7 protein-coding genes are annotated in these 22,508 nt (G+C 71.9%); 3 read left to right on the forward strand and 4 right to left on the reverse strand.

Going from position 1 to position 22,508, the window contains the following annotated elements:
* Positions 1–12: 12 nt before the first annotated feature.
* The 4 genes from AC069I_RS15595 to AC069I_RS15610 are packed head-to-tail and all read right to left on the reverse strand — an operon-like array spanning position 13 to position 5,643.
* Positions 13–1,557 carry an MFS transporter gene (locus AC069I_RS15595; RefSeq protein ID WP_478227602.1) on the reverse strand — a complete coding sequence of 515 codons (1,545 nt, stop codon included), beginning with the start codon at positions 1,555–1,557 and terminating at the stop codon, positions 13–15.
* Positions 1,554–2,492 (reverse strand): ACP S-malonyltransferase, encoded by a 939-nt coding sequence (locus AC069I_RS15600; protein ID WP_478227603.1) that lies wholly within the window; start codon positions 2,490–2,492, stop codon positions 1,554–1,556. Before AC069I_RS15600 ends, AC069I_RS15595 begins: the two co-directional genes overlap by 4 nt.
* 27 nt (positions 2,493–2,519) lie before the next feature.
* Positions 2,520–3,932, reverse strand: a complete 1,413-nt coding sequence (locus AC069I_RS15605; RefSeq protein WP_478265687.1) for a class I adenylate-forming enzyme family protein — start codon at positions 3,930–3,932, stop codon at positions 2,520–2,522.
* Positions 3,933–3,951: 19 nt separating this feature from the next.
* Positions 3,952–5,643, reverse strand: coding sequence for a flavin monoamine oxidase family protein (locus AC069I_RS15610; protein WP_478265688.1), 1,692 nt, complete (start codon positions 5,641–5,643; stop codon positions 3,952–3,954).
* 305 nt (positions 5,644–5,948) lie between these two features.
* On the opposite strand from AC069I_RS15610, the gene AC069I_RS15615 reads away from it, so the two are divergent.
* From AC069I_RS15615 to AC069I_RS15625, 3 genes are read left to right on the forward strand one after another with little or no spacing between them, the layout of a single operon-like run.
* On the forward strand, positions 5,949–12,338 hold the full coding sequence (locus AC069I_RS15615; RefSeq protein ID WP_478265689.1) for an SDR family NAD(P)-dependent oxidoreductase: 6,390 nt from the start codon (positions 5,949–5,951) through the stop codon (positions 12,336–12,338).
* The gene (locus AC069I_RS15620) at positions 12,338–12,559 is read left to right on the forward strand and encodes a hypothetical protein (RefSeq protein ID WP_340683030.1); all 222 of its coding nucleotides are present in this window, start codon (positions 12,338–12,340) and stop codon (positions 12,557–12,559) included. Before AC069I_RS15615 ends, AC069I_RS15620 begins: the two co-directional genes overlap by 1 nt.
* Positions 12,560–12,577: 18 nt before the next feature.
* Positions 12,578–22,402, forward strand: a complete 9,825-nt coding sequence (locus AC069I_RS15625; RefSeq protein WP_478265690.1) for an SDR family NAD(P)-dependent oxidoreductase — start codon at positions 12,578–12,580, stop codon at positions 22,400–22,402.
* Positions 22,403–22,508: the final 106 nt, after the last annotated feature.

The raw sequence follows: 22,508 nt of genomic DNA on the forward strand, positions 1-22,508 counted from the left end.
ACGCCCACCAAGTCACGGCAGCGGGCTCGGAGCGGGCCGCGGAGGCGGCACGTCGGTCTCGATCACCTTCGGCACGCCCCGCAGGCTCCGCAGCGCCACCAGCGCGAGGATCGTCATCACCGCCGCGCTGCCCAGCATGCTCGTCCGGATGCCGCCGACGAACGACTCCTCGGCAGCCGTGCGGACCGCCGTCGCCACCGGTTCGGGCAGCCCGGTCGCGACCGCCGCGGTGGCGCTGAACGATTCCCGCACCTGGGCGGCCAGATCGGGCGGCACTCCGGCGGGCAGCGTCAGTTCGGCGTGGTAGACGGCGGACAGCACGCTGCCGACCACCGCGATCCCGAGTGAGCCGCCGAGTTCGTAGGCGGTGGCGGAGATCGCCGACGCGGCACCGGCGCGGTCGCGAGGCACCGTGCCGAGGATGGTGTCGCCGGTGACGGTCAGCGTGAGCCCGGCGCCCGCGCCGAAAGCCACCTGCGCGGCCAGCACCAGCAGGTACGGCGAGTCCGTGCTCACCGCGCCGAACAGCCCGAAGCCGATCGACGCCAGCGCCAGCCCGCCCGAGACCGTCGGCGCCCGGCCGAACCGGCGCACCGCCTTGGCCGCCACGACACCGCCCGCGACGAGTGCGGCGACGGCGCCGGGCACGAAGGCCAGCCCGGAGCGCAGCGGACTCCAGCCCAGCACGAGCTGGAAGTACTGGCTCGAGATCAGCGCGAACGCCGACATCGTGAACACCGACACCAGATTCGAGCCGACCGACGCCGAGAAACCGCGGCGCCGGAACAGATCGAGATCGATCAGCGGCTGCTCCAGCCGACGCTGGCGCCTGCCGAACCACAGCAGCGACGCACCTCCGAGAGCGAACGCGCCGAGCACCTCCGGATACCAAAGCCCGGCGTAGAACGCGCCTTTCAGCGCGTACACCACGGCGACCAGCCCGACGATGGACAGCAACACACTGGGCAGGTCGAGCCGCAACCGGCCGCTGGACCGAGACTCCGGTACGACGCGCGCGGCACCGAGGATCAGCAGCGCCACCGGGATGTTGACGAGGAACACCGAGCCCCACCAGAAGTGTTCCAGCAGGACCCCGCCGACGATCGGGCCGATGGCGAAACCCGCGGCCGAAACCCCGGCGGTCACCCCGACCGCGGCCGTCCGCGCTCGCTGCGTGGTGAAAACCGCGCGTAGCAAGGAAGTCGTCGAAGGCAGCACGGCGGCACCCGCGATTCCCAGCAGCGCGCGGGCCGCGATGAGCAGCTCGGCACTCGGGGCGTAGGCCGCCACCAATGAGCCCAGCGCGAACGCGGTGACGCCGATGAGCAGCACCCGGCGCCTGCCGAACCGGTCGCCGAAATTGCCCATGGTCACCAGCAGGCCGCCCATGGCGAACCCGTAGACGTCCGCGATCCACAGCAGTTCCTCGGCCGAAGCGCCGAGCTGCGTGGTCAGCGCGGGTACCGCCAGATGCAGCACGGTCATGTCGATCGCGACCATCAGCTGCGCCAGGCAGGACACCATGATCGTCGCGACGTCGCGGACCTTGGTGCTCATGCGGCCACCGCCTCTCGCCCGCGGGGCCGTCGTCTCGGTTTCAGAGTGTCCCGGAGGTCGGCGCGCAGCAGGGTGAACGCCGACGTCAGCCCGGGCAGCCGGTGCAGCAGGTGGTCCGGACCGGCGACGAGGACCCGGCCGACGCCGAGCGTGGCGAACCGGTGGACCAGCCCCGGCAGCCGGACCGCGTTGACCGTCGACTCCAGCAGGAGCGATGCCACCTCGTCGCCGGTCCGGACCGGCTCACCGTCCTGATCGGACACGATCGGCAGCTCCGGGTCGGCGAAACCGAACCCGCCGAAGACCTCTTCCGCCAGCCTGTCGCGCAATCCGCCGAGCATCCGCGCGTGCGCCGCGGGACGCATGGTGGTGAGCGCGTAACCGCCCGCGGCCCGGACGCGCCGGACGAATTCGTCCAAATCGGACTCGCGCAAGGTCACCAGGTGGACCTCGTCGTCGAACCGGCCGGAGAGTTCGTGGCCGATCCCGTCGAGGATCCCGCCGAGCGCCGCCTCCGGCGTGCGCACGATGAACTGGCTGACGAGATCCTGGTGCGCCGTCTCGAAGTACTCCCGTTCCCGCCGTGCGACGGCGTCTACGAGCCGGACGAGATCCGCCACGGGAAGGGCGCCGGCGCGGACCACGGCGGCGCGTTCACCGAAGCTGGCGCCGCCGACCGCGACCGGCACCAGCCCGTGCTCCCGCTCGGCGCGTTCGGCCAGCGCCAGCGACGCGAGCACGAACGCGATCTGGGTGTGCTCGTTGTACTCCTCGTCCGTTCTGGCGAGCGGATCCAGCAGGGAGCGGCCGAGCGCGTGCTCCGCCACGCCGAGCAGGCGCCGGGCCAGGGGATCGATGACGAGGAAGCGGCCCAGTTCGCGAGCACGGGCGGGGCCCATGCCGGGGAACAGGACGGCATCGGTGGAACTTTCCACTGCGCACACCCGGTTTCGTGGTGGGGATCAGAGTTGTTCGGCGGCGGCGAATTGTTCGAGCCGCTTCCGGTCCGGTTTCCCGTTGCGGTTCAACGGGAACTGATCGGTGACGAGGACGCGGTTCGGCTGCTCGGCGGGCGGCAGCACACCGCAGATCCGGTCGCGCCAGTACCGCGAGTCCCGCCGAGCGTCGTCCTCGACGACGAAGACCAGGCTCGACCCGCGACGCTGATCGGGCAGCGCGACGATCTTCGCCGAACAGCCCTCCCCGGCCAGCCGGTGCTCGATCACCTCGGGATGCAGGGTGTGCCCGTTGCGGTGCACCGCCCGTTTGCGACCGACGACGAACAGGTTCCCGTCCGCGTCGAGACGGCCGAGGTCTCCGGTCGCGTACCAGCCGCGGTCGACGGGGATCACCTGCCCGGTCGCGTCGAGGTAGCCCTCCATGAGGTCGGGGTCGAGGACGAACAGTTCGCCGATCTCGCCGTGGGGCAGCACGGTGCCGTCGTCGGCGCGGACTTCCAAGTCCAGTCCTTCGACGATTTGCCCGCAGCCACGCGGGTTCCCGATGTTGGCGAAGGCCACGTTGCCCATCTCGGTGCTGCCGTAGCTGTCGAGCAGCGGCATGCCGAACAGCTCTTCGGACTGCTCCACGACGCCGGGTTCGAGTGGCGCGGCGCCGCTGCACAGCATGCGCACCCGGGAGAATTCCTCTTTGAGCGCCGGACGTTTGCCGATGATGTTGAACAGGCTGCGATAGGTGGACGGCGTCGCGTCGACGACCGTCGCCCCGGCACGTCCGGCCAGGCGCAGCGCCCGGTCGGGGCGGCGGTACGGCGCGATCACCAGCGAGCAGTCCCGCAGCCACGCGATCATCACCATCGAAAGGCCGTACTGGTGGTTGAACGGCAGCAGCGGCAGGAGGACGTCGTCGGCGACGTGGCCGACGAGATCGGCGTTGCGCTCGAGGTTCTTCAGGAACCGCGCGCCGTTCTTCGCGACGCCCTTGGGGACGCCGGTCGAACCGGACGACCACATCACGAGACTGTCGGGCAGCTTTTCCCAGACGTCGAAACGCAACTGGACGTCCGTCGGGGCCCGGTCGGCGGCGGCCACCATGATCTCGTAGGTGTAGGCCGACGGCGCGTCCGGCGGCATCGGCGCGTCGTCGTCGATGACGGCCAGCACGACACCGGAGCCGGCGATCGTTTCGGCCGTGCGGTCGGCGTGCTCCATATGGTCGACGAGCACCACCGACGCGCCGACGTGCATCAGCGCGACGAGGATCGTCAGATAGGCCAGCGTGTTGTCGGCCTTGAGCAGGACACGGTCACCGGAGCCGACGCCGCGGTCCCGCAGCACCTCGGCGACGCGGAGGGCCTGCTGTTCGAAGGCCGCGCCGCCGGTGACCGCGTCGGGGGAATAGATCTTCGCGAACATGGGGAAGTCCTTTCCGCTGTCAATCCAGGCTCACCGGGGCGATTTCGTCGAACACGTCGCCGGGACCGGGGTTGTCCGGATGGGTGCCGCCGCCCAGGTGCTCGACGACGCCCCATACGGCGTTCAGCGCGGTGGTGACCGCGCTCTCGGAGAAACCGGCGATCCACGCGACGTCGTCGCCGGCGAGGAAGAAGCCGCGGTGGTGCTCGGCGGCGTCACGCTGCATGAACTGGGTGAACAGGCGCCGCTGGTAGCGGTAGCTGCCGGGAAGGCAGGATTTGAAGGCGCCCTTGAAATGCGGCTGCGTCTCCCAGGTGATCGCGATCGGCGGGCCGATCATGTGCGACCGGATGTCGACACCCGGATAGATCTTGGCCAGCGCGGAGAGCATCACGTCGAGCCGCTCGTCCGGGCTCAGCGACGCGACCTTGAGCGAGTCGTCGTTCCAGGTGTAGGAGAGCAGCATCGTGCCGGGTTCGTCGGGGCCGTTGTCGATCAGGTAGACCCCGCGCGGGATGCGGTCGGTGAGCGTCGTGCTCATCACGTCGCGGCCGGTCGCCGGGTCCTGGTCGAGCCAGAACGGCCGGTCGGTGATGACGAACAGTTTCGACGCGCCCATGTAGTGGGTGCGCTCCAGCGCGGTCCAGACCGGCTGCGGCAGCAGGGCGTCGTCGCTCTTCATCCCCGAGAGCAGGTTCCAGTTCTGCGCGGCGAAGATCGCCGCCGGGTACGTGCGCACGTCGCGGTTCGCGTCCTCGATGGTGAACCCGCGGCCGGTGCGGTCGATCCGGACCACCGCCGGGCGCGGTTCGCCGCCGTGCAGGCTTTCCAGTGACGTGCCGGACGGCCAGTACTCGAGGTCGGCGGGTTCGTCCGCCCACAGCCCGAGCGGCAGCTGCTGGCAGCCGCCGAGGATCCGGTGGTGCTCGTCGCTGGTGTCGGTGCAGATCACCCGCAGGATTTCGAGCGCGGAGTTGGGGAAGTCGGTGTCCCAGCCGCCGCAGCCGAAGCCGACCTGGCCGAAGATCTCGCGGTGCTCGAAGGACGAGAACAGCGGCGACGAGGTGAGGAAGCCGTAGAACGACACATTGTCGAACTTCGTGACCAGGTGATTCCACAGTGCCTTGATGGTCGTGATGTCGCGGCGCCGGATGGCGTCCTCCATCAGCGACATGTCGGCCTGCTCCTGGAGCGTCTTCGTCCAGGCGTCGTTGACCTCGCGGTACACCGGCGGCAGGTCGGCGGACGTGCGGGCCCAGTGGTTCTCGCCGTGCAGGTTGATCACCGTGCTCGGCGACGCGGGGGAGAGCGGGTTGGGGAACGGCGTCGTCTCCAAACCCACCTTGTCGATGTAGTGGAACAGCGCCCCGGCTGACGGCGGGAACCGCATCGCGCCCAGTTCGGCGACGGCGTCCGGGTAACCTGGCAGGCTCACCGAGCGCATCCGGCCGCCGAGCTGTTCGGCTTCATAGATCACCGGTTTGAGACCGAGTTTCATCAGCTCGTAGGCGGCCACCATCCCGGACAGGCCGCCGCCGATCACCGCGACCTCGGTGCCGTGCGCCTGGCGCGGCACCCGGCCGAGACCGGCGGGATGGCGGATCCAGTCGTCGTAGGCGAACGGGAAATCGGGGCACAGCATGCTCGTCGGCGGCGCCGCCTCGGCGCGGGGGCCGGGCAGGATGCGTTCTTCGACGGGAGACAGGGTCATCGGCGTTACCTCCGGCACTGGTGTCTGGCGTCGCGCGGACGACCGCGGGCCGGCACGGCGGACGCCGGCGTTCTCGTGCGGCTACGGGTCTCGGCGCTGAAATCCGGTTCGCCGAAAGCCACGTTAACGATTCCGTCCCGGCGCGCCGGATACCTTTTCCACCGCTTGCCCACGGCACGGAAACCGGGCAGGGGAGCGGCCGGTTACCCGGCGGTGGAACAGTTCCGCCCCGCCCGCGAGGGCCGCTGTGGCTAGCTGGACCGCGACTTCCCTGTGCCGGGCGACCCGAGGTGGCGAGTGCGCGCATGACCGAGCTGGATACCCTGCGACGGCTGGAAAGCAGGCCGCGCGCCGAGCGGCGCCGCACGCTGCTGGGCCTGGTGCGCCGGGCGACGTCGGCGGTGCTGGACGGGCCGCTCCCGCCCGGCCGTACCTTCGCCGATCTCGGGTTCGATTCCCTGCTGGCGGTGAAGCTGCACGCGTGGCTGACCGCCGAGACCGGCCTCGAACTCCCGGTGACTCTCGCCTATGACCATCCCGGACCCGAATCGCTGGCGGCCTTCCTCGACGAGTGCCTCTTCGGAGCCGAGGCCGCGGACACCGCGGAAGGGGGTGCGGTCACCGGCGAACCGATCGTGATCGTCGGCATCGGCTGTCGCTTCCCCGGCGGCGCGGACTCACCCGAGGGCCTCTGGTCCATTGTGGACGAAGCCAGGGATGTCGTCACGGAGTTCCCGCGCGACCGGGGCTGGGACGTCGACGGCCTGTACGATCCCCGGCCGGGCACCCCGGGCCGGACCTACGTGCGCCACGGCGGTTTCCTGCCCGGCGCGGCCGAATTTGACGCCGGGTTCTTCGGTATCTCGCCGCGCGAGGCGCTGGCGATGGACCCGCAGCAACGGCTGGTCCTGGAGACGGCGTGGGAGGCGCTGGAACGCGCCGGGATCGATGCCGGAACCCTGACGGGCAGCCGGACCGGAGTGTTCGTCGGCGCCGAGCCGCAGGAATACGGTACCCGCCTGGCCGACGCGCCCGAGGGGCTCGACGGGCTCCTGCTCACCGGCAGCGCGCCGAGCGTCGTCTCCGGAAGGATCGCGTACACCCTCGGTCTGCAGGGACCGGCGTTGACCGTCGACACCGCCTGCTCCGGCTCGCTGGTCGCGCTGCATCTCGCGGTCCGCGCGCTGCGGAACGGTGAATGCGGCCTCGCGCTCGCCGGTGGGGTCGCCGTACTCGGCACCCCCGGCCCGTTCGTGGCTTTCTCGAACCAGCGTGGTCTGGCGCCGGACGGGCGTTGCAAGCCGTTCTCGGCCGCGGCGGACGGTACCGCGTGGGCCGAAGGGGCCGGGATGTTCGTCCTTGAAAGGCTTTCCGACGCCGAACGGCACGGACATCCGGTGCTCGCGGTGATCCGGGGGAGCGCGGTCAACTCCGACGGCGCGTCGAACGGGCTCACCGCGCCGAACGGCCCGTCCCAGCAGCGGGTGATCCGCGCCGCGCTGGCCGACGCCGGACTGTCGGCGTCCACTGTGGACGCCGTCGAGGCGCATGGCACAGGGACCACGCTCGGCGACCCGATCGAGGCGCAGGCGCTGCTCGCGACGTACGGCCGGGACCGGGAAACACCGCTGTGGCTGGGTTCGGTGAAGGCCAACATCGGGCACGCGCAGGCGGCCGCGGGGGCGGCCGGGGTGATCAAGATGATCATGGCGCTGCGTCACGGCCGTTTGCCGCGATCTCTGCACGGTGCCGATCCGACCCCGGCGGTCGACTGGTCCGCCGGCGCGGTCTCCCTGCTGGCCGAGCCGGTCGACTGGCCCCGTGGCGGGGAACCGCGCCGGGCCGCCGTCTCGTCGTTCGGCATCTCCGGCACGAACGCCCACCTGATCCTGGAGGAACCGGCACCCGTCGCGACCGCCGAGCCCTCGCCCTCAGCGCCCTCGCCGGTCGCCGTCGCGTTCTCGGCCGCCGATCCGGACGCGTTGCGGGCCCACGCGGCACAGCTCGCCGCCGTCGACGCGAATCCGGTGGACCTCGCCTTCTCGCTCGCCAAGACCCGGGCGACGCTGACGGAACGCGCCTTCGTCCTGGCGCCGGACGCCGCGAGCCTGACGGAAGCGCTGACCGCGTTCGACGAACGGGTGCTCCGCGGCGGCCCGCTCCAGGAACCCGCCGAACTCGCGTACCTGTTCACCGGGCAGGGTGCCCAGCGCATCGCGATGGGCCGCGAGCTCTATGCCGCTTACGACGGCTATGCCGAGGCTTTCGACGAGGTCTGCGCGCATGTCGACCTGCAGCTCGATCCGCCGCTGCGGGACGTGGTGTTCGGCGAGGCCGACCCGGCGTTGCTCGACCGCACCGACTACGCGCAGCCCGCGTTGTTCGCCGTCGAGGTCGCCCTGTTCCGGCTGCTGGAGTCCTGGGGTGTCGCCCCGGCTTATCTGTGCGGGCATTCGGTCGGTGAGTTCGCGGCCGCGCACGTCGCCGGTGTGCTGTCACTGTCCGACGCGGCGATGCTGGTGACCGCGCGCGGAAGGCTCATGCGTGAGCTGCCCGAAGGCGGCGCGATGGTGTCCCTGCGTGTCTCCGAGAAAAGGGCTCATGCGTTGCTGGCCGGGCACGAGCGGCGCGCCGGGATCGCGGCGGTCAACGGTACGGACGCGGTCGTGCTGTCCGGTGCCCGTGACGCGCTGGAGACGGCGATCGGCGGCTTCGACGGCAAGGTCAAGTGGCTCAATGTCAGCCACGCGTTCCACTCCCCGTTGATGCGGGACATGCTCGACGACTTCGCCCGGATCGCGCGGCTCGCCGACTACCACCCCGCGAACCTGCCGATCGTCTCGACGGTCACCGGCGAGATCGGCGGGCACGACTCCGCCGACTACTGGATCCGCCACGTCGAAGCGACCGTCCGCTTCGCCGACGCGTCGCGTGTCCTGCGGGACAACGGCTGCGGCACCTACCTGGAGCTGGGCCCGGACGGCGTCCTCTCGGCGCTGGTCGAAGACGGTGTCGCGCGCCCGTTGCTCCGCCGCGACCGGCCCGAAGTCCCCGAACTCCTGACCGCGCTGGGCACCGCCCACGTCCGCGGGGTGGACGTCGACTTCGCCGCGCTCGTCCCGGGCGGGCGCCGGATCGACTTGCCGACCTACCCGTTCCAGCGGTCGAAGTACTGGCTCACGCCCGGCCCGGGCCGTGACGCGCGCGGCCTCGGCCTGCGCCGCGCCGAACACCCGCTCCTCGGGGCGGTGGTCGCGGTGCCCGGCGGCGACACCGTGTTCACCGCGCGGCTCTCGACGACCGATCAGCCCTGGCTGGACGGCCACCGCGTCGGCGACGACATTCTTTTCCCCGGCACCGGATTCCTCGAACTCGCGCTGCACGCCGGAGCCGAAACGGGCTGCGGACGGGTGGAGGAACTGACCCTGGGCGCCCCGCTCGTGCTGTCGGCCGCGGCCGAGATCCAGGTGGTGGTGGCCGCCGCGGACGACGACGGCCGCCGAGCGGTCACCGTCCATTCGCGACCGGAGCACGGCGAGGAGTGGACGCGGCACGCGAACGGAGTCCTCGCGCCGGACAGCGACGCCGACGTCCCGGGGATCGCATGGCCGCCGCCGGGTGAAGCCCAGTCCCTGGAAGGGTTCTACGACAACCTGCCCGGCTTCGGCTACGAAGGCGTGTTCCGTGGCCTGCGCTCGGTGTGGATCGATGGCGACGACGTTTACGCCGAGGTCGCGCTTCCCGCGGACGAGAACGGCGGCTTCGGTATCCACCCGGCATTGCTGGACGCCGGGCTGCACGCGATGTTCTTCCGTGAGTCGGCGGAATCCGCCGGTGGGCTGCCCTTCTCCTGGTCGGACGTCCGCCTGCGGGCGAGCGGCGCGACCGCGTTGCGGCTGCGGATCACGTTCCACGCGGCGGACACCGTGTCGCTGGTCGCCGTCGACCCCTCGGGCGCCGAGGTGCTGAGCGTTGGCTCGCTGGCCGTCCGCCGCCCGGTCGCCCGCGGCCAGGAACTCCCCGGTGGACTGTTCACTGTGGACTGGACGCCGATCGCGGTCGCGGAACCGGTGGCGTGCACGGCGTATCCGGAGGTCGTCCCCGGCAAGCCCGCGGTGCTGTCGGTGCTGCCCGAAGGCGACCCGGTCACCTCCGCGCACGAGCTCGGCGCGCGTGTCCTGGAAGTGCTGCAGGACTGGGTGACGCGGGAAGAGTCCACTTTGGTCATCCACACGCGACACGCGGCTGGACCGGACGCCACGGATCCGGCGGCAGCGTCGATCTGGGGCCTGGTGCGCAGCGCCCAGGCCGAGCACCAGGGCCGGTTCGTCCTCGTCGACGGCGAGGCCGAAGACGTGCCGATGGCGGTGGCGACCGGGGAACCGCAGGTCGCCGTGCGCGACGGCGTCCCGCTCGTGCCGCGGATCGCCGAGGCGGGCGCGGGAGTCCTGCTGCCGCCCGGCGGGCCTTGGCGGCTGGGCAAGTCGGGCGAGGGAACGGTCGACGACCTGGTCCTGGAGACCGCGGGCGAACCGGACCTCGGACCGGAAGACGTGCGCATCGCCGTCCGCGCGGCGGGGCTGAACTTCCGTGACGTGCTGAACGTCCTGGGCATGTACCCTGGCGAGGCCGGGCCGCTGGGCTGCGAGATCGCCGGGACCGTGCTGGCCACCGGCGCCGCAGTGACCGACCTGGCGCCGGGTGACCGGGTGATGGGCATGGTGCACGGCGGGATCGGCCCGGTCGCCGTCGGCGAGCGCCCGTTCCTGACGCGCGTCCCGGACGCCTGGACCGACGAGCAGGCCGCGACCGTGCCGCTCGTCTTCCTGACCGCCTACTACGCGCTGGTCGACCTGGCCGGTCTGAAAGCGGGCGAGTCGATCCTGATCCATTCGGCCGCGGGCGGGGTCGGGATGGCGGCGACCCAGCTCGCCCGCCGGCTGGGCGCCGAGGTGTTCGGCACCGCCAGTGAGGGCAAGCAGCACGTCCTGCGCGCGGCCGGGCTGCCCTCGGACCACATCGCGTCCTCGCGGACCCTCGACTTCGCCGAAGCCTTCCGGACCGCGACCGGCGGACGCGGGGTCGACGTCGTGCTCAACTCCCTCGCGGGCGATTTCGTCGACGCCTCGCTCGGCGTGACCGCGTCCGGCGGCCGGTTCCTCGAAATGGGCAAGACCGACGTCCGCGCGCCGGAGAACGTCGCCTACCGCGCCTTCGACCTGATCGAAGCGGGCCGGACGCGCACCGCCGAGATCTGGGCCGAGCTGATCACCCTGTTCGACCAGGGCGCGCTCACCCCGTTGCCGGTGCGGACCTGGGACGTCCGGCACGCGCCCGACGCGTTCCGGTTCGTCAGCCAGGCCAGGCATGTCGGCAAGGTCGCGCTCACCGTCCCGCGAGCGCTCGATCCGGACCGGACGGTGCTCGTCACCGGCGGCACCGGCGGGCTCGGGGCGCTCGTCGCGCGGCATCTCGTGACCACGCACGGCGTCCGCAGGCTGCTGCTCACCAGCCGCCGCGGCCCGGACGCACCGGGCGCGGGAGAGCTGGCGGCGGAGCTCACCGGTCTGGGTGCCGAAGTCCGGGTCGTGGCCTGTGACGTCGCCGACCGGGACGCGCTCGCCGTACTGCTGGACGGAGTCGAGCTGACCGGCGTCGTGCACACCGCGGGTGTCCTCGACGACGGCGTGCTGACCGGCCTGACCCCCGAGAGGCTCGCGAAAGTGTTGCGCCCCAAGGTGGACGCCGCCTGGCATCTGCACGAACTCACCCTCGGCCACGACCTCGCGCTCTTCGCGCTCTACTCGTCGGTGTCCGGGATCGTCGGCTCTGCGGGCCAGGCCTCCTACGCCGCCGCGAACACGTTCCTGGACGCCTTGGCCGCCCACCGCAGGACGCAGGGCTTGCCCGCGGTCTCGCTCGCATGGGGGCTCTGGCGGGAAGGCATGGGCAGCGGGCTGGCCGAGAACGACGTCGACCGCATGGCGCGCGAAGGCCTGCCGCCGCTGACCGCGGAGTCCGGGCTGGCCCGGTTCGACGCCGCCCTCGACGGCGGGTTCACCGCCGTCCTGCCGATCGAACTGGACCGCGCCGCGTTGCGCGCCCACGCCAGGACCACCGAAGTGGCGCCCGTGCTGCGCGGTCTCGCCAAGGTCACCACCCGGCGCGCGGCGGCGCCCGCGACCACGGGCGGCGCCGGTCTCGGCGAGCGGCTCACCGCACTGCCCGACGAGGAGCGCACGGCTTTGCTGATCGACCTGGTGCGGCACAACGCCGCCGCCGTCCTCGGCCACGAGGCGGGCGGCATGATCGATCCGGCCCGCGCGTTCAAGGACCTCGGCTTCGACTCGCTGACGTCGGTGGAACTGCGCAACCGGATCAACACCGTCACCGGGCTGCGCCTCTCGGCCACCGCGGTCTTCGACCATCCGACCGTCGCGACACTCGCCGGGCATCTCCTGTCCGAACTGGCCCCTCCGTCGCTCAGCGCGGCCGACGCGGTGCTCGCCGAACTCGACCGGCTCGCGGAACGCCTGACCGCCGTCGACGACGACGGCCGGACCGCGGTCGCCGTCCGTCTGCGGACGCTGCTCGACGGCATCACCACGACGGGGACCGGCGTCGGCGGACGGCTGGAGGACGCGACCGCGGACGAGGTCGTCGACTTCCTGGCCACCGAACTGGGGATTTCGTGATGGCGGACAAGAAAGCCGTCGCCAAGGTGCTGGCCGACATCGAGCGGCTGAGCGAACGCCTCGGCGATCTGGACCCCGAAGACCGCAAGAAGGTCGCCAAGCCGCTGAAGAAGCTGCTGCTGGCCTACGCGGCGGGCGACAAGGACGACGAATTCGACGACCTGCTCTTCGACGCCGCTGTCGACAAGGTCTTCGACTTCCTCACCGACGAGATCTTCTGACCACCGAGCGAGGGTGTGATGGCGGACCAAGAGAAGCTTCTCGACCTGCTGAAGCGGGTGACCGGGGACCTGCACCGGACCCGGGAACGGCTGCGTGACGCCGAGGACGGACGGCACGAGCCGATCGCGATCGTCGGCATGGCCTGCCGGTTCCCCGGCGGGGCCGACACGCCCGCCGCGCTGTGGGACCTGGTCGAGGGCGGCCGCGAGGGCATCGGCGAGTTCCCGGCCGACCGCGGCTGGGACACCTCCGGCCTGTTCGACGACGACCCCGACCATCGCGGCACCACCTACGTGCGCACCGGTGGTTTCCTGCCCGGCGCCGCCGGATTCGACGCCGAGTTCTTCGGGATCTCGCCGCGTGAGGCGCTGGCCATGGAACCGCAGCAGCGGCTGCTGCTGGAGGTCGGCTGGGAGGCCGTCGAACGCGCCGGCCTCGACCCGGCCGCGCTGCGCGGCAGCCCCACCGGTGTCTACGTCGGCGTTTCCGCGCAGGAGTACGGGCCGCGTCTGCACAATCCGGGCGACACGGTGGACGGCTACCTGCTCACCGGCACCACCTGCAGTGTCCACTCCGGACGGATCGCCTACCAGCTCGGCCTGGAGGGCCCGGCGGTCTCGATCGACACGGCGTGTTCGTCGTCGCTGGTCGCCGTGCACGCGGCGGTGCGCGGGCTGCGGGCGGGAGAGTGCACGCTCGCCCTCGCCGGTGGCGTCAACCTGATGGCCTCGCCGGGGATCTTCGTCGATTTCGCGCGGCAGCGCGGCCTGGCGCCGGACGGGCGCTGCAAGTCGTTCTCCGACGCCGCCGACGGCACCGCCTGGGCCGAGGGTGTCGGGATGCTCGTGCTGGAGAAGCTGTCCGACGCCCAGCGCAACGGGCACCGGATCCTCGCCGTGGTGCGGGGTTCCGCGGTGAACTCCGACGGCGCTTCCAACGGCCTCACCGCCCCGAACGGTCCGTCACAGCAGCGCGTGATCCGCGCCGCGCTCGCCGACGCGCGACTGTCCACTTCAGACGTAGACGCCATCGAGGCGCACGGCACGGGCACCAGGCTGGGTGACCCGATCGAGGCCGAAGCGCTGATGGCCACCTACGGCCGTGATCGTGATCGCCCGCTGTTCCTCGGCTCGGTCAAGTCGAACTTCGGGCACGCGCAGGCCGCGGCCGGGGTCGCCGGGATCATCAAGATGGTCGAGGCGATGCGTCACGGGGTCCTGCCGCCCACCCTCAACGTCGGCACGCCCAGCCGCGAGGTCGACTGGTCCGCCGGGCCGGTCTCGCTGCTGACCGAACGCACACCATGGCCCGAGACCGGGCGGCCCCGTTCGGCGGCGGTGTCGTCGTTCGGGATCAGCGGGACGAACGCGCACGTCGTGCTGGAACAGGCCCCGCCGGAGGAACCCGCCGCCGTTCAGGACGCTCCAGCCGTCGTGCCGTTGCTGCTGTCCGCGGCCACGGAACCGGCGCTGGCCGCACAAGCGGCCCGTCTGCTTTCCGTGGCCGGTACCGCCGAGCCGATCGACGTCGCGCACACGCTGACGACCCGGGCGGCGCTGCCGTACCGGGCCGTCGTCACGGGCACGGACTGGGAAACCCTCTCGGCGGGTCTGTCCGAAGTGACCGAGGGTGCGGGGTCCCGGGTGATGGAGGGTGGGCTGGTCTTCCTGTTCACCGGTCAGGGTTCGCAACGGCCGGGGATGGGTGCTTCGTTGTACGAGGCGTTCCCGGTGTTCGCGGCGGCGTATGACGAGGTGTGCGCGCTGCTGCCGGAGTTCGGGGATCTGTCGCGGACGGAGTTCGCGCAGCCGGCGATTTTCGCTTTGGAAGTGGCGTTGTTCCGGTTGGTGGAGTCGTGGGGTGTCCGGCCGGATTACCTGGCGGGGCATTCGATCGGCGAGATCGCCGCCGCCCATGTCGCCGGAGTGCTGTCCTTGGCCGACGCGGCGAAACTCGTGACGGCACGCGGCCGGTTGATGCAGGCCTTGCCGCCGGGCGGGGTGATGGTCGCGATCCAGGCGTCCGAGGACGAACTCGGCGAGCTGCCCGAGGGAGTCTCCCTGGCCGCAGTGAACGGTCCGTCGTCGGTGGTGCTTTCCGGCGCCGAGGAAGCCACGCTCGCGCTCGCGGCTCGGTTCAGCGACCGGAAGACCAAGCGGCTGGACGTGTCGCACGCATTCCACTCGGTGCTGATGGAACCGATGCTGGACGACTTCGCCGAAGTGGTCCGGGGCCTGGAGTTCTCGGCGCCGCGGATTCCGATCGTGTCCACGGTGACGGAGACGGCGGACCTGACGGACCCGGCGTACTGGGTCACGCATGTCCGGGAGACAGTGCGGTTCGCCGGCGCGGTCGAGCGCCTGACCGCGGCCGGGGTCACGAAGTTCTTCGAGCTCGGGCCGGACGCCGTGCTCAGCGCGCTCGTCGACGCCTGCGTGCCCGCGCTGCGCCGCGGTCACGACGAACCCCGGCAGCTGGTCTCCGCGCTCGGCACGCTGCACACGCGCGGTGTCCCCGTCGACTGGGCCGCCTACCTCGGCGGCGGCCGGTTCACCGAACTGCCGACGTACGCCTTCCAGCACGAGCACTTCTGGCTCGGCCAGGAAAGCGACGCCGACGTCACCGCGGCCGGGCTCGCCGCCGCCGACCACCCGCTGCTCGGCGCCGCCGTGTCCGTCGCAGCCGACGACGGTGTCCTACTCACCGGACGCCTCTCGCTCGACCGGCATCCGTGGCTGGCCGACCACGTCGTCGCGGGCCGCGTGCTCGTCCCCGGCACCGCGTTCGCCGAACTCGCCGTCCGCGCGGGCGACGAAGCGGGCTGCGCGGGCGTGGAAGAGCTGGTCCTGCGGGAACCGCTGGTCCTCGAACCCGGCACCGCGCCGGAGGTCCAGGTCGTCGCGGGCGCGGCCGACGAGCACGGACGCCGTCCGGTGTCGATCCATTCGCGGCTTCCGGAGCGGCCGTGGGTCACCCACGCGACCGGCTTCCTCGGCGCTCCGCCGGTGTCCACTATGGACACCGTTTGGCCGCCGGAGAACGCCGAATCGCTGGGGCTCGAAGACGCCTACGACCAGCTGGCCGCCGCCGGACTCGCGTACGGGCCGATGTTCCGCGGCCTGCGCAAGGTCTGGCGTCGCGACACGGAGATCTTCGCCGAAGTCGCTCTGCCGGAGCCCGGGCAGGCGGCGAAGTTCGGTCTGCACCCGGCACTGCTGGACGCCGCGCTCCAGGCCACCGCCGTCACCGGCGAGGACCAGGGTTCGGTGCCGTTCGCCTGGCGTGACGTCGTGCTGCACGCGCGGGGCGCGACCGAACTGCGCGTGCACGCTCGGCCGGTCGCCGACGGCTTCGCGCTGGACCTCGCCGACGGCACGGGGACACCCGTCGCCTCCGTGGGCGGGCTCAGCGTCCGCGCCGTCACGGCCACGGCCACGGTGCGGGACGGCCTCTATCGTGTCGAAGACGTGCCGCTTCCCACCGGTTCTGAGGACATCACGCCCGCGGCGGTGGTGGAAGCCGATTCGCTCGACACCACTCTCCTCGCGTTGCAAGACTTCCTGGCCACGGACGAGCCAGCTCCGCTGGTGGTGCTGACCGATCGCGAAGGCGCGGTCGAAGGGCTGGTCCGGGCCGCGCAGACCGAGCATCCGGGCCGGATCGTCCTGGTCCGCGGCACGCATGCCGACGTCGAAGCCGCCCTCGGCACCGGTGAACCCGAAGTGCACGCCGACGGCGGAAGCCTGTTCGCGCCGCGCCTGGCCAGAGCAGGCACCGGTGAGTCCACACTGGACACTTCCGGGACCGTGCTGATCACCGGCGGCACCGGTGGTCTCGGCGCCCGCCTCGCCCGGCATCTGGTCGCCGAACACGGTGTCCGGCATCTGCTGCTGGTCAGCCGCCGTGGCGAGGCCGCGCCCGGTGCCCAGGAACTCGCCGACGAACTCGGGGCCCGGATCGAGGCCTGCGACGTCTCCGATCGCGATCAGGTTCGCGACCTCCTGGCGCGGGCCGAGCCTCCGGTCACCGGCGTCGTCCATGCGGCGGGTGTCCTCGACGACGGTGTGGTCACGTCGCTCACCCCCGAGCGGGTCGCCGCCGTGTACCGGGCGAAGGCCACGGCCGCCCATGTACTCGACGAACTCACCGGTGACCTCGACTTCTTCGTGCTGTTCTCCTCGATCGCCGGGGTGTTCGGCTCACCGGGGCAGGGGGCGTACTCGGCGGCGAACGCCGAGCTGGACGCTCTCGCCCGGCGACGCCGCACCGCTGGGAAGCCCGCGCAGTCACTCGCGTGGGGTCTGTGGCGAGACGGGATGGGTGCTTCGCTGAGCGGCACCGACCGGGACCGGATCGGCAGGGACGGCTTCGGCGCTCTCGAACCGGAAGAGGGGCTCGCGCTGTTCGACGCCGCCGTGGCCGACGGCGGTGCCGTCCTCGTCCCCATGCGGCTCGACCTCGCCGCCGTGCGGAACGCCGGTGTCCCGCCGTTGTTGCGCGGCCTGGTCCGCGTCCGGACTCGTCGCGAAGCCGCCCGCCGCACCGATACCGGGCTGGCGGGACGGCTCGCCGGGCTGTCCGAAACCGACCGGGAAGCCCTGCTGATCGACCTGGTCCGGACACGCGTCGCGGCTGTCCTCGGCCGGGCGGGCGCGGGCACCGTTGAGCCGTCGCGGCCGTTCACGGAACTGGGCTTCGACTCGCTGACCGCCGTCGAACTGCGCAACGAACTCACCACGGAGACCGGGTTGCGGCTGCCCGCGACGCTCGTCTTCGATCATCCGAGCCCGGCGGCGGTGGCCGCGTACCTCGGCGCCGAACTGCTCGGCGCCCCGGAACCGGCGCGTCCGGTGGTGACCCGGCGCGCCGCCGACGAGCCGATCGCGATCGTCGCGATGAGCTGCCGGTATCCCGGCGATGTCCGGTCACCCGAGGAGCTGTGGGAACTCGTGGCCGCGGGCACCGACGCGATCTCGCCGTTCCCCGGCGGACGCGGCTGGGACGTCGACGGGATCTACGACCCCGAACCCGGCCTGCCCGGCAAGACCTACACCCGGCACGGTGGCTTCCTGCACGACGCGGGCGAGTTCGATCCCGAGTTCTTCGGCATCTCGCCACGGGAAGCCCTGGCGATGGACCCGCAGCAACGCCTGCTGCTGGAGATCAGCTGGGAGGCGCTCGAACGCGCCCGGCTCGATCCGGCGTCGCTGAAGGGCAGCGCCACCGGTGTGTTCGCCGGGATCATGTACTACGACTACGCCGCGAAACTGGCCAGCGTGCCCGACAGTGTCGCCGGATTCCTGGGCACCGGGACCTCGGCCAGCGTCCTGTCCGGGCGGATCGCGTACACCCTCGGGCTGGAAGGCCCGGCGGTGTCGGTCGACACGGCGTGTTCGTCGTCGCTGGTCGCCCTGCATCTGGCCGCCCGGTCGCTGCGGGCGGGCGAGTGCGACATGGCGCTCGCCGGCGGGGTCACCGTGATGGCGACGCCGGAGACCTTCCTCGACTTCTCCCGTCAGCGCGGGCTTTCCCCGGACGGGCGCTGCAAGTCGTTCTCCGCCGGCGCCGACGGCACCGGCTGGTCGGAAGGCGCCGGGGTGCTCGTGCTGGAGCGGCTTTCGGACGCTCGCCGCAACGGGCATCCGGTGCTGGCCGTGGTGCGCGGTTCCGCGGTCAACCAGGACGGCGCGTCCAACGGCCTCACCGCGCCCAACGGGCCCTCGCAGCAGCGCGTGATCCGCGCCGCGCTCGCCGACGCCGGTCTGTCCACTTCGGACATCGACGCGGTCGAGGCGCACGGGACGGGCACGCGGCTGGGCGACCCGATCGAGGCGCAGGCGCTCATCGCGACCTACGGCGCCGAGCGGGACGAACCGTTGTGGTTCGGTTCGGTCAAGTCGAACCTCGGTCACACGCAGGCCGCCGCCGGGGTCGCCGGGATCATCAAGATGGTCGAGGCGATGCGCCGGGGTGTGCTGCCGCGGACCCTGCACGCGGCGGAACCGTCGGCGGAGATCGACTGGGACGCCGGCGCCGTGGATCTGCTCCGTGACTCGAGGCCGTGGCCGGAGGTGAGCCGTCCTCGCCGGGCCGGGGTGTCGTCGTTCGGGATCAGCGGGACGAACGCGCACGTCGTCCTGGAGCAGGTCCCGGCCGAAGCGCCCGCTGAGCCCGCTTCGCACGGCGTCGTTCCGTGGGTGCTGTCGGCGAAAACCGATCAGGCCGTCGCCGACCAGGCCCGTGCCCTCCTGTCCCTTGTGGACGATGCCGATCCCCGTGACGTGGCGTACTCCCTGGCCACAACGCGGACCGCGCACGAGCGCCGGGCCGCGGTCGTCGGTGCGGACGCGGAGAGTCTGCGTGCCGGGCTCGAAACCATCGCCACAGGTGGTGGGATCGCCGGTCGTGCGACGCGGGGCAAGCTCGCTTTCCTGTTCACCGGTCAGGGTTCGCAGCATCCCGGGATGGGTGCTTCGTTGTACGAGGCGTTCCCGGTGTTCGCGGCGGCGTATGACGAGGTGTGCGCGCTGCTGCCGGAGTTCGGGGATCTGTCGCGGACGGAGTTCGCGCAGCCGGCGATCTTCGCCCTGGAAGTGGCGTTGTTCCGGTTGGTGGAGTCGTGGGGTGTGCGGCCGGATTACCTGGTGGGGCATTCGATCGGTGAGATCGCGGCCGCGCATGTCGCCGGAGTGCTGTCGTTGGCGGACGCGGCGAAGCTCGTCACGGCACGCGGCCGGTTGATGCAGGCCTTGCCGCCGGGCGGGGTGATGGTCGCCGTCCAGGCGTCGGAGGACGAGATCGGGGAGTTGCCCGAGGGTGTCTCGCTGGGGGCGGTCAACGGACCGTCTTCGGTGGTGCTTTCGGGTGCCGAGGAGCCGACACTCGCCGTCGTGGCCCGGTTCGCCGATCGCAAGACGAAGCGGCTGGACGTGTCGCACGCGTTCCATTCGGTGCTGATGGAACCGATGCTGGACGAGTTCGCCGCGGTGGTCCGGGAACTGACGTTCTCGGAGCCGCGTATTCCGATGGTGTCGAACGTGGCTGACCCGGCGTACTGGGTCGCGCACGTCCGGGAGACCGTCCGGTTCGCCGCGGCGGTCGAGGAGCTCCGCGCCGACGGTGTCACGAAGTTCCTCGAAATCGGCCCGGACGCGGTGCTTTCGCCACTCACCGACGGCATTCCCCTGCTGCGCAAGGGGCGCGACGAAGCCGTGACGGCGATGACCGCGCTCGCCACCCTCCACGTCCAAGGTGTCCGCGTCGACTGGGACGCCGTGCTACCGGGTGCCCGCGCGGTCGACCTGCCGACATACCCCTTCCAACGCAAACACTTCTGGCTCGAACCGGCCCCGGTCGGAGATCTCACCTCGGCCGGGCTGGACTCGCCGGGGCATCCGCTGCTCGCCGCAGGGCTGTCCCTCGCCGAGAGCGACGGTACCGTCCTCACGGGACGGATCTCGCTCGCGACCCATCCCTGGCTCGCCGGGCATACGGTGCACGACACCGTCCTGCTGCCGGGCGCGGCGCTCGCCGAACTCGCCGTCCGGGCGGGGGACGAGGCCGGGCGGCCGCGGCTGGTCGAGCTGACCCTGCACGCTCCCGTCGTGATTCCCGAGAGCGGGCCGCTCGAACTGCAGGTCGCGCTCAGCGCCGCGGCGGTGGTGACCATCCACTCGCGGATCCCCGGCGAGGATTGGGAACTCAACGCGCTGGGCCTGCTGGCCGAGGCCGAGCCGCCCGCGAAGGGCTTCGCGTGGCCGGACGGTCTCGAACCCATCGACCTCGGCTCGTTCTACGACGACCTCGCCGACCGCGGGTTCGTCTACGGCCCGCTCTTCCAGGGCCTGCGTGCGGCGTGGCGGCACGGTGAGGACCGCTACGCCGAGATCTCGCTGCCCGAGGACGCCTGGGAGGACGCCGCCCGGTTCGGGATCCACCCGGCCTTGTTCGACGCCGCCCTGCACGGCATGTTCCTCGGTGAGGGTGAGGAGTCGGGGGCACTGCCGTTCAGCTGGAGCGACGTCAGCCTGCACGCGACCGGCGCCACGACGGTCCGCGCGCGGCTGCGGTTCCTCGCGCCCGGGGAGGTCGCGGTCGACCTGACCGACCTCGCCGGGGCACCGGTGCTGTCGGTCGGCTCACTGGTCGTCCGCGCGGTCACCGGCGAACAGGTGCGGGCCGGGGAAGACCGGTCGCTGTTCCGCGTCGAGCACATCGCGGCCGAGCCGTCGTCCGCCACGCCGATGCCGTGGGTGCGGTGGGACGAGGTGACCGAGCCGGTCCCGCCGGTGGTCGTCCTGCCGGTGCCGTCGGCGGGGATCCACGCTGTCCTCGAAGTCCTGCAACGGTTCCTGTCCGAGCCCCGGTTCTCCGGCTCGCGGCTGGTGGTGGTCACCGGCGATGGGCTCGACGACGCGGCCGCGGCCGGCCTGGTGCGGTCCGCGCAAGCCGAGAACCCCGGCCGGTTCGTCATCCTCGACGGCGAAGTGTCCGATGTGGACACCGCACTGGCCACCGGCGAACCCCGGATCCGGGTTCGGGACGGCCGCGCCGAGGTGCCGCGGCTGGTCCGGGCCGAGCCCGGCCCGAAACCGGACTGGGAGTCCGCGGGCACGGTGCTGATCACCGGCGGTACCGGTGGTGTCGGCGCGAAACTGGCCGAACGGCTCGTGACCGAACATGGAGTCGGGCGGCTGGTCCTCACCAGCCGTCGCGGCCTCGCCGCTCCCGGCGCCCAAGAACTGGCCGCCCGGCTGGGCGAGCTGGGCGCCGAGGTGCGCGTCGAAGCGTGCGACGTCGCCGATCGCGACGCGGTCGCCGCTCTGCTGGACGGCATCCCCGAGCTGTCGGGCATCGTCCACGCGGCGGGTGTGCTCGACGACGGCGTCGTCACCGCGCTGACCCCGGAACGCCTGGACCGGGTGCTCGGTCCAAAGGCCGATGGCGCCCGTCACCTGCACGAACTGACCCTCGACCGGCCGCTGACCGAGTTCGTGCTGGTCTCGTCGGTGTCCGGCGTGCTCGGCGGGCCGGGACAGGGCAACTACGCCGCGGCCAACGCCTACCTCGACGCGCTGGCCGAGCGACGGCACGCCGACGGCCTGCCCGCGCGGTCGCTCGCCTACGGGATGTGGGCCGCCGAGGGGATGGGCGGGGTGCTCGACCAGGCGCTGATCGACAGGATGCGGCGCGACGGCTTCGGGGCGCTCACACCGGAAGAGGGCGCGGCGTTGTTCGACCTGGCACCCGGGCCGGTGGCCGTACCGGTCAAACTCGACCTGGCCGGGCTGCGGGACCAGGCCAGGGCGGGTGTGCTGCCCGCGCTGCTCACCGGGCTCGTCCGGCTTCCCGTGCGGCGGACGGCTTCCCCGGTCGCGGAATCCGCCGCCCTCACTCCCGAGGCGGTGGAAGACCTGGTCCGGACGCAGACCGCGCAGGTGCTCGGCTTCGCCACGGCGGACGAGGTGGATCCGGACCACGCGTTCACCGACCTCGGCTTCGACTCACTGACGTCGGTCGAACTGCGCAACCGGCTCGCGGCCGCGGCGGGACGGCAACTCGGGGCGACGGTGGTGTTCGACCACCCGACCCCCTCGGCGCTCGCGGCACACCTCCGGACACTGCTGTTCCCGGAGGTCGCGGTGCCCGACGAGGCGCGGCTGCGGCGGGCGCTGGCGGGCGCGCCGGTCGAGCGGCTCCGGGAACTGGGGGTGCTGGAGGCTCTGGTGAAGCTGGCCGAGGAACTGCCCGAGTCCGAGGCCGCGGTGTCCGCCGAGTCGATCGACGATCTGGACGTGGGGGACCTGATCAGCCGGGCGATGTCGACCGCCGAGCAGGGCTGAAGGGGTCCCCCGGTCCAGGTGGTCGTGGGGGGGGGGTTTGGGTGGGGACCCAACCCCCCCCCCCCCACAAAGCAGGCCTTTCGCCCTGTCTGGGACACCCTGCTCA

This window comes from Amycolatopsis sp. NPDC043885 (assembly GCF_056435685.1).

Coding starts and splice junctions, on each gene's coding strand:
- AC069I_RS15595 (WP_478227602.1), bottom strand. CDS start 1,557: ATGAGCACCAAGGTCCGCGACGTCGCGACGATCATGGTGTCCTGCCTG.
- AC069I_RS15605 (WP_478265687.1), bottom strand. CDS start 3,932: ATGTTCGCGAAGATCTATTCCCCCGACGCGGTCACCGGCGGCGCGGCC.
- AC069I_RS15610 (WP_478265688.1), bottom strand. CDS start 5,643: ATGACCCTGTCTCCCGTCGAAGAACGCATCCTGCCCGGCCCCCGCGCC.
- AC069I_RS15615 (WP_478265689.1), top strand. CDS start 5,949: ATGACCGAGCTGGATACCCTGCGACGGCTGGAAAGCAGGCCGCGCGCC.
- AC069I_RS15620 (WP_340683030.1), top strand. CDS start 12,338: ATGGCGGACAAGAAAGCCGTCGCCAAGGTGCTGGCCGACATCGAGCGG.
- AC069I_RS15625 (WP_478265690.1), top strand. CDS start 12,578: ATGGCGGACCAAGAGAAGCTTCTCGACCTGCTGAAGCGGGTGACCGGG.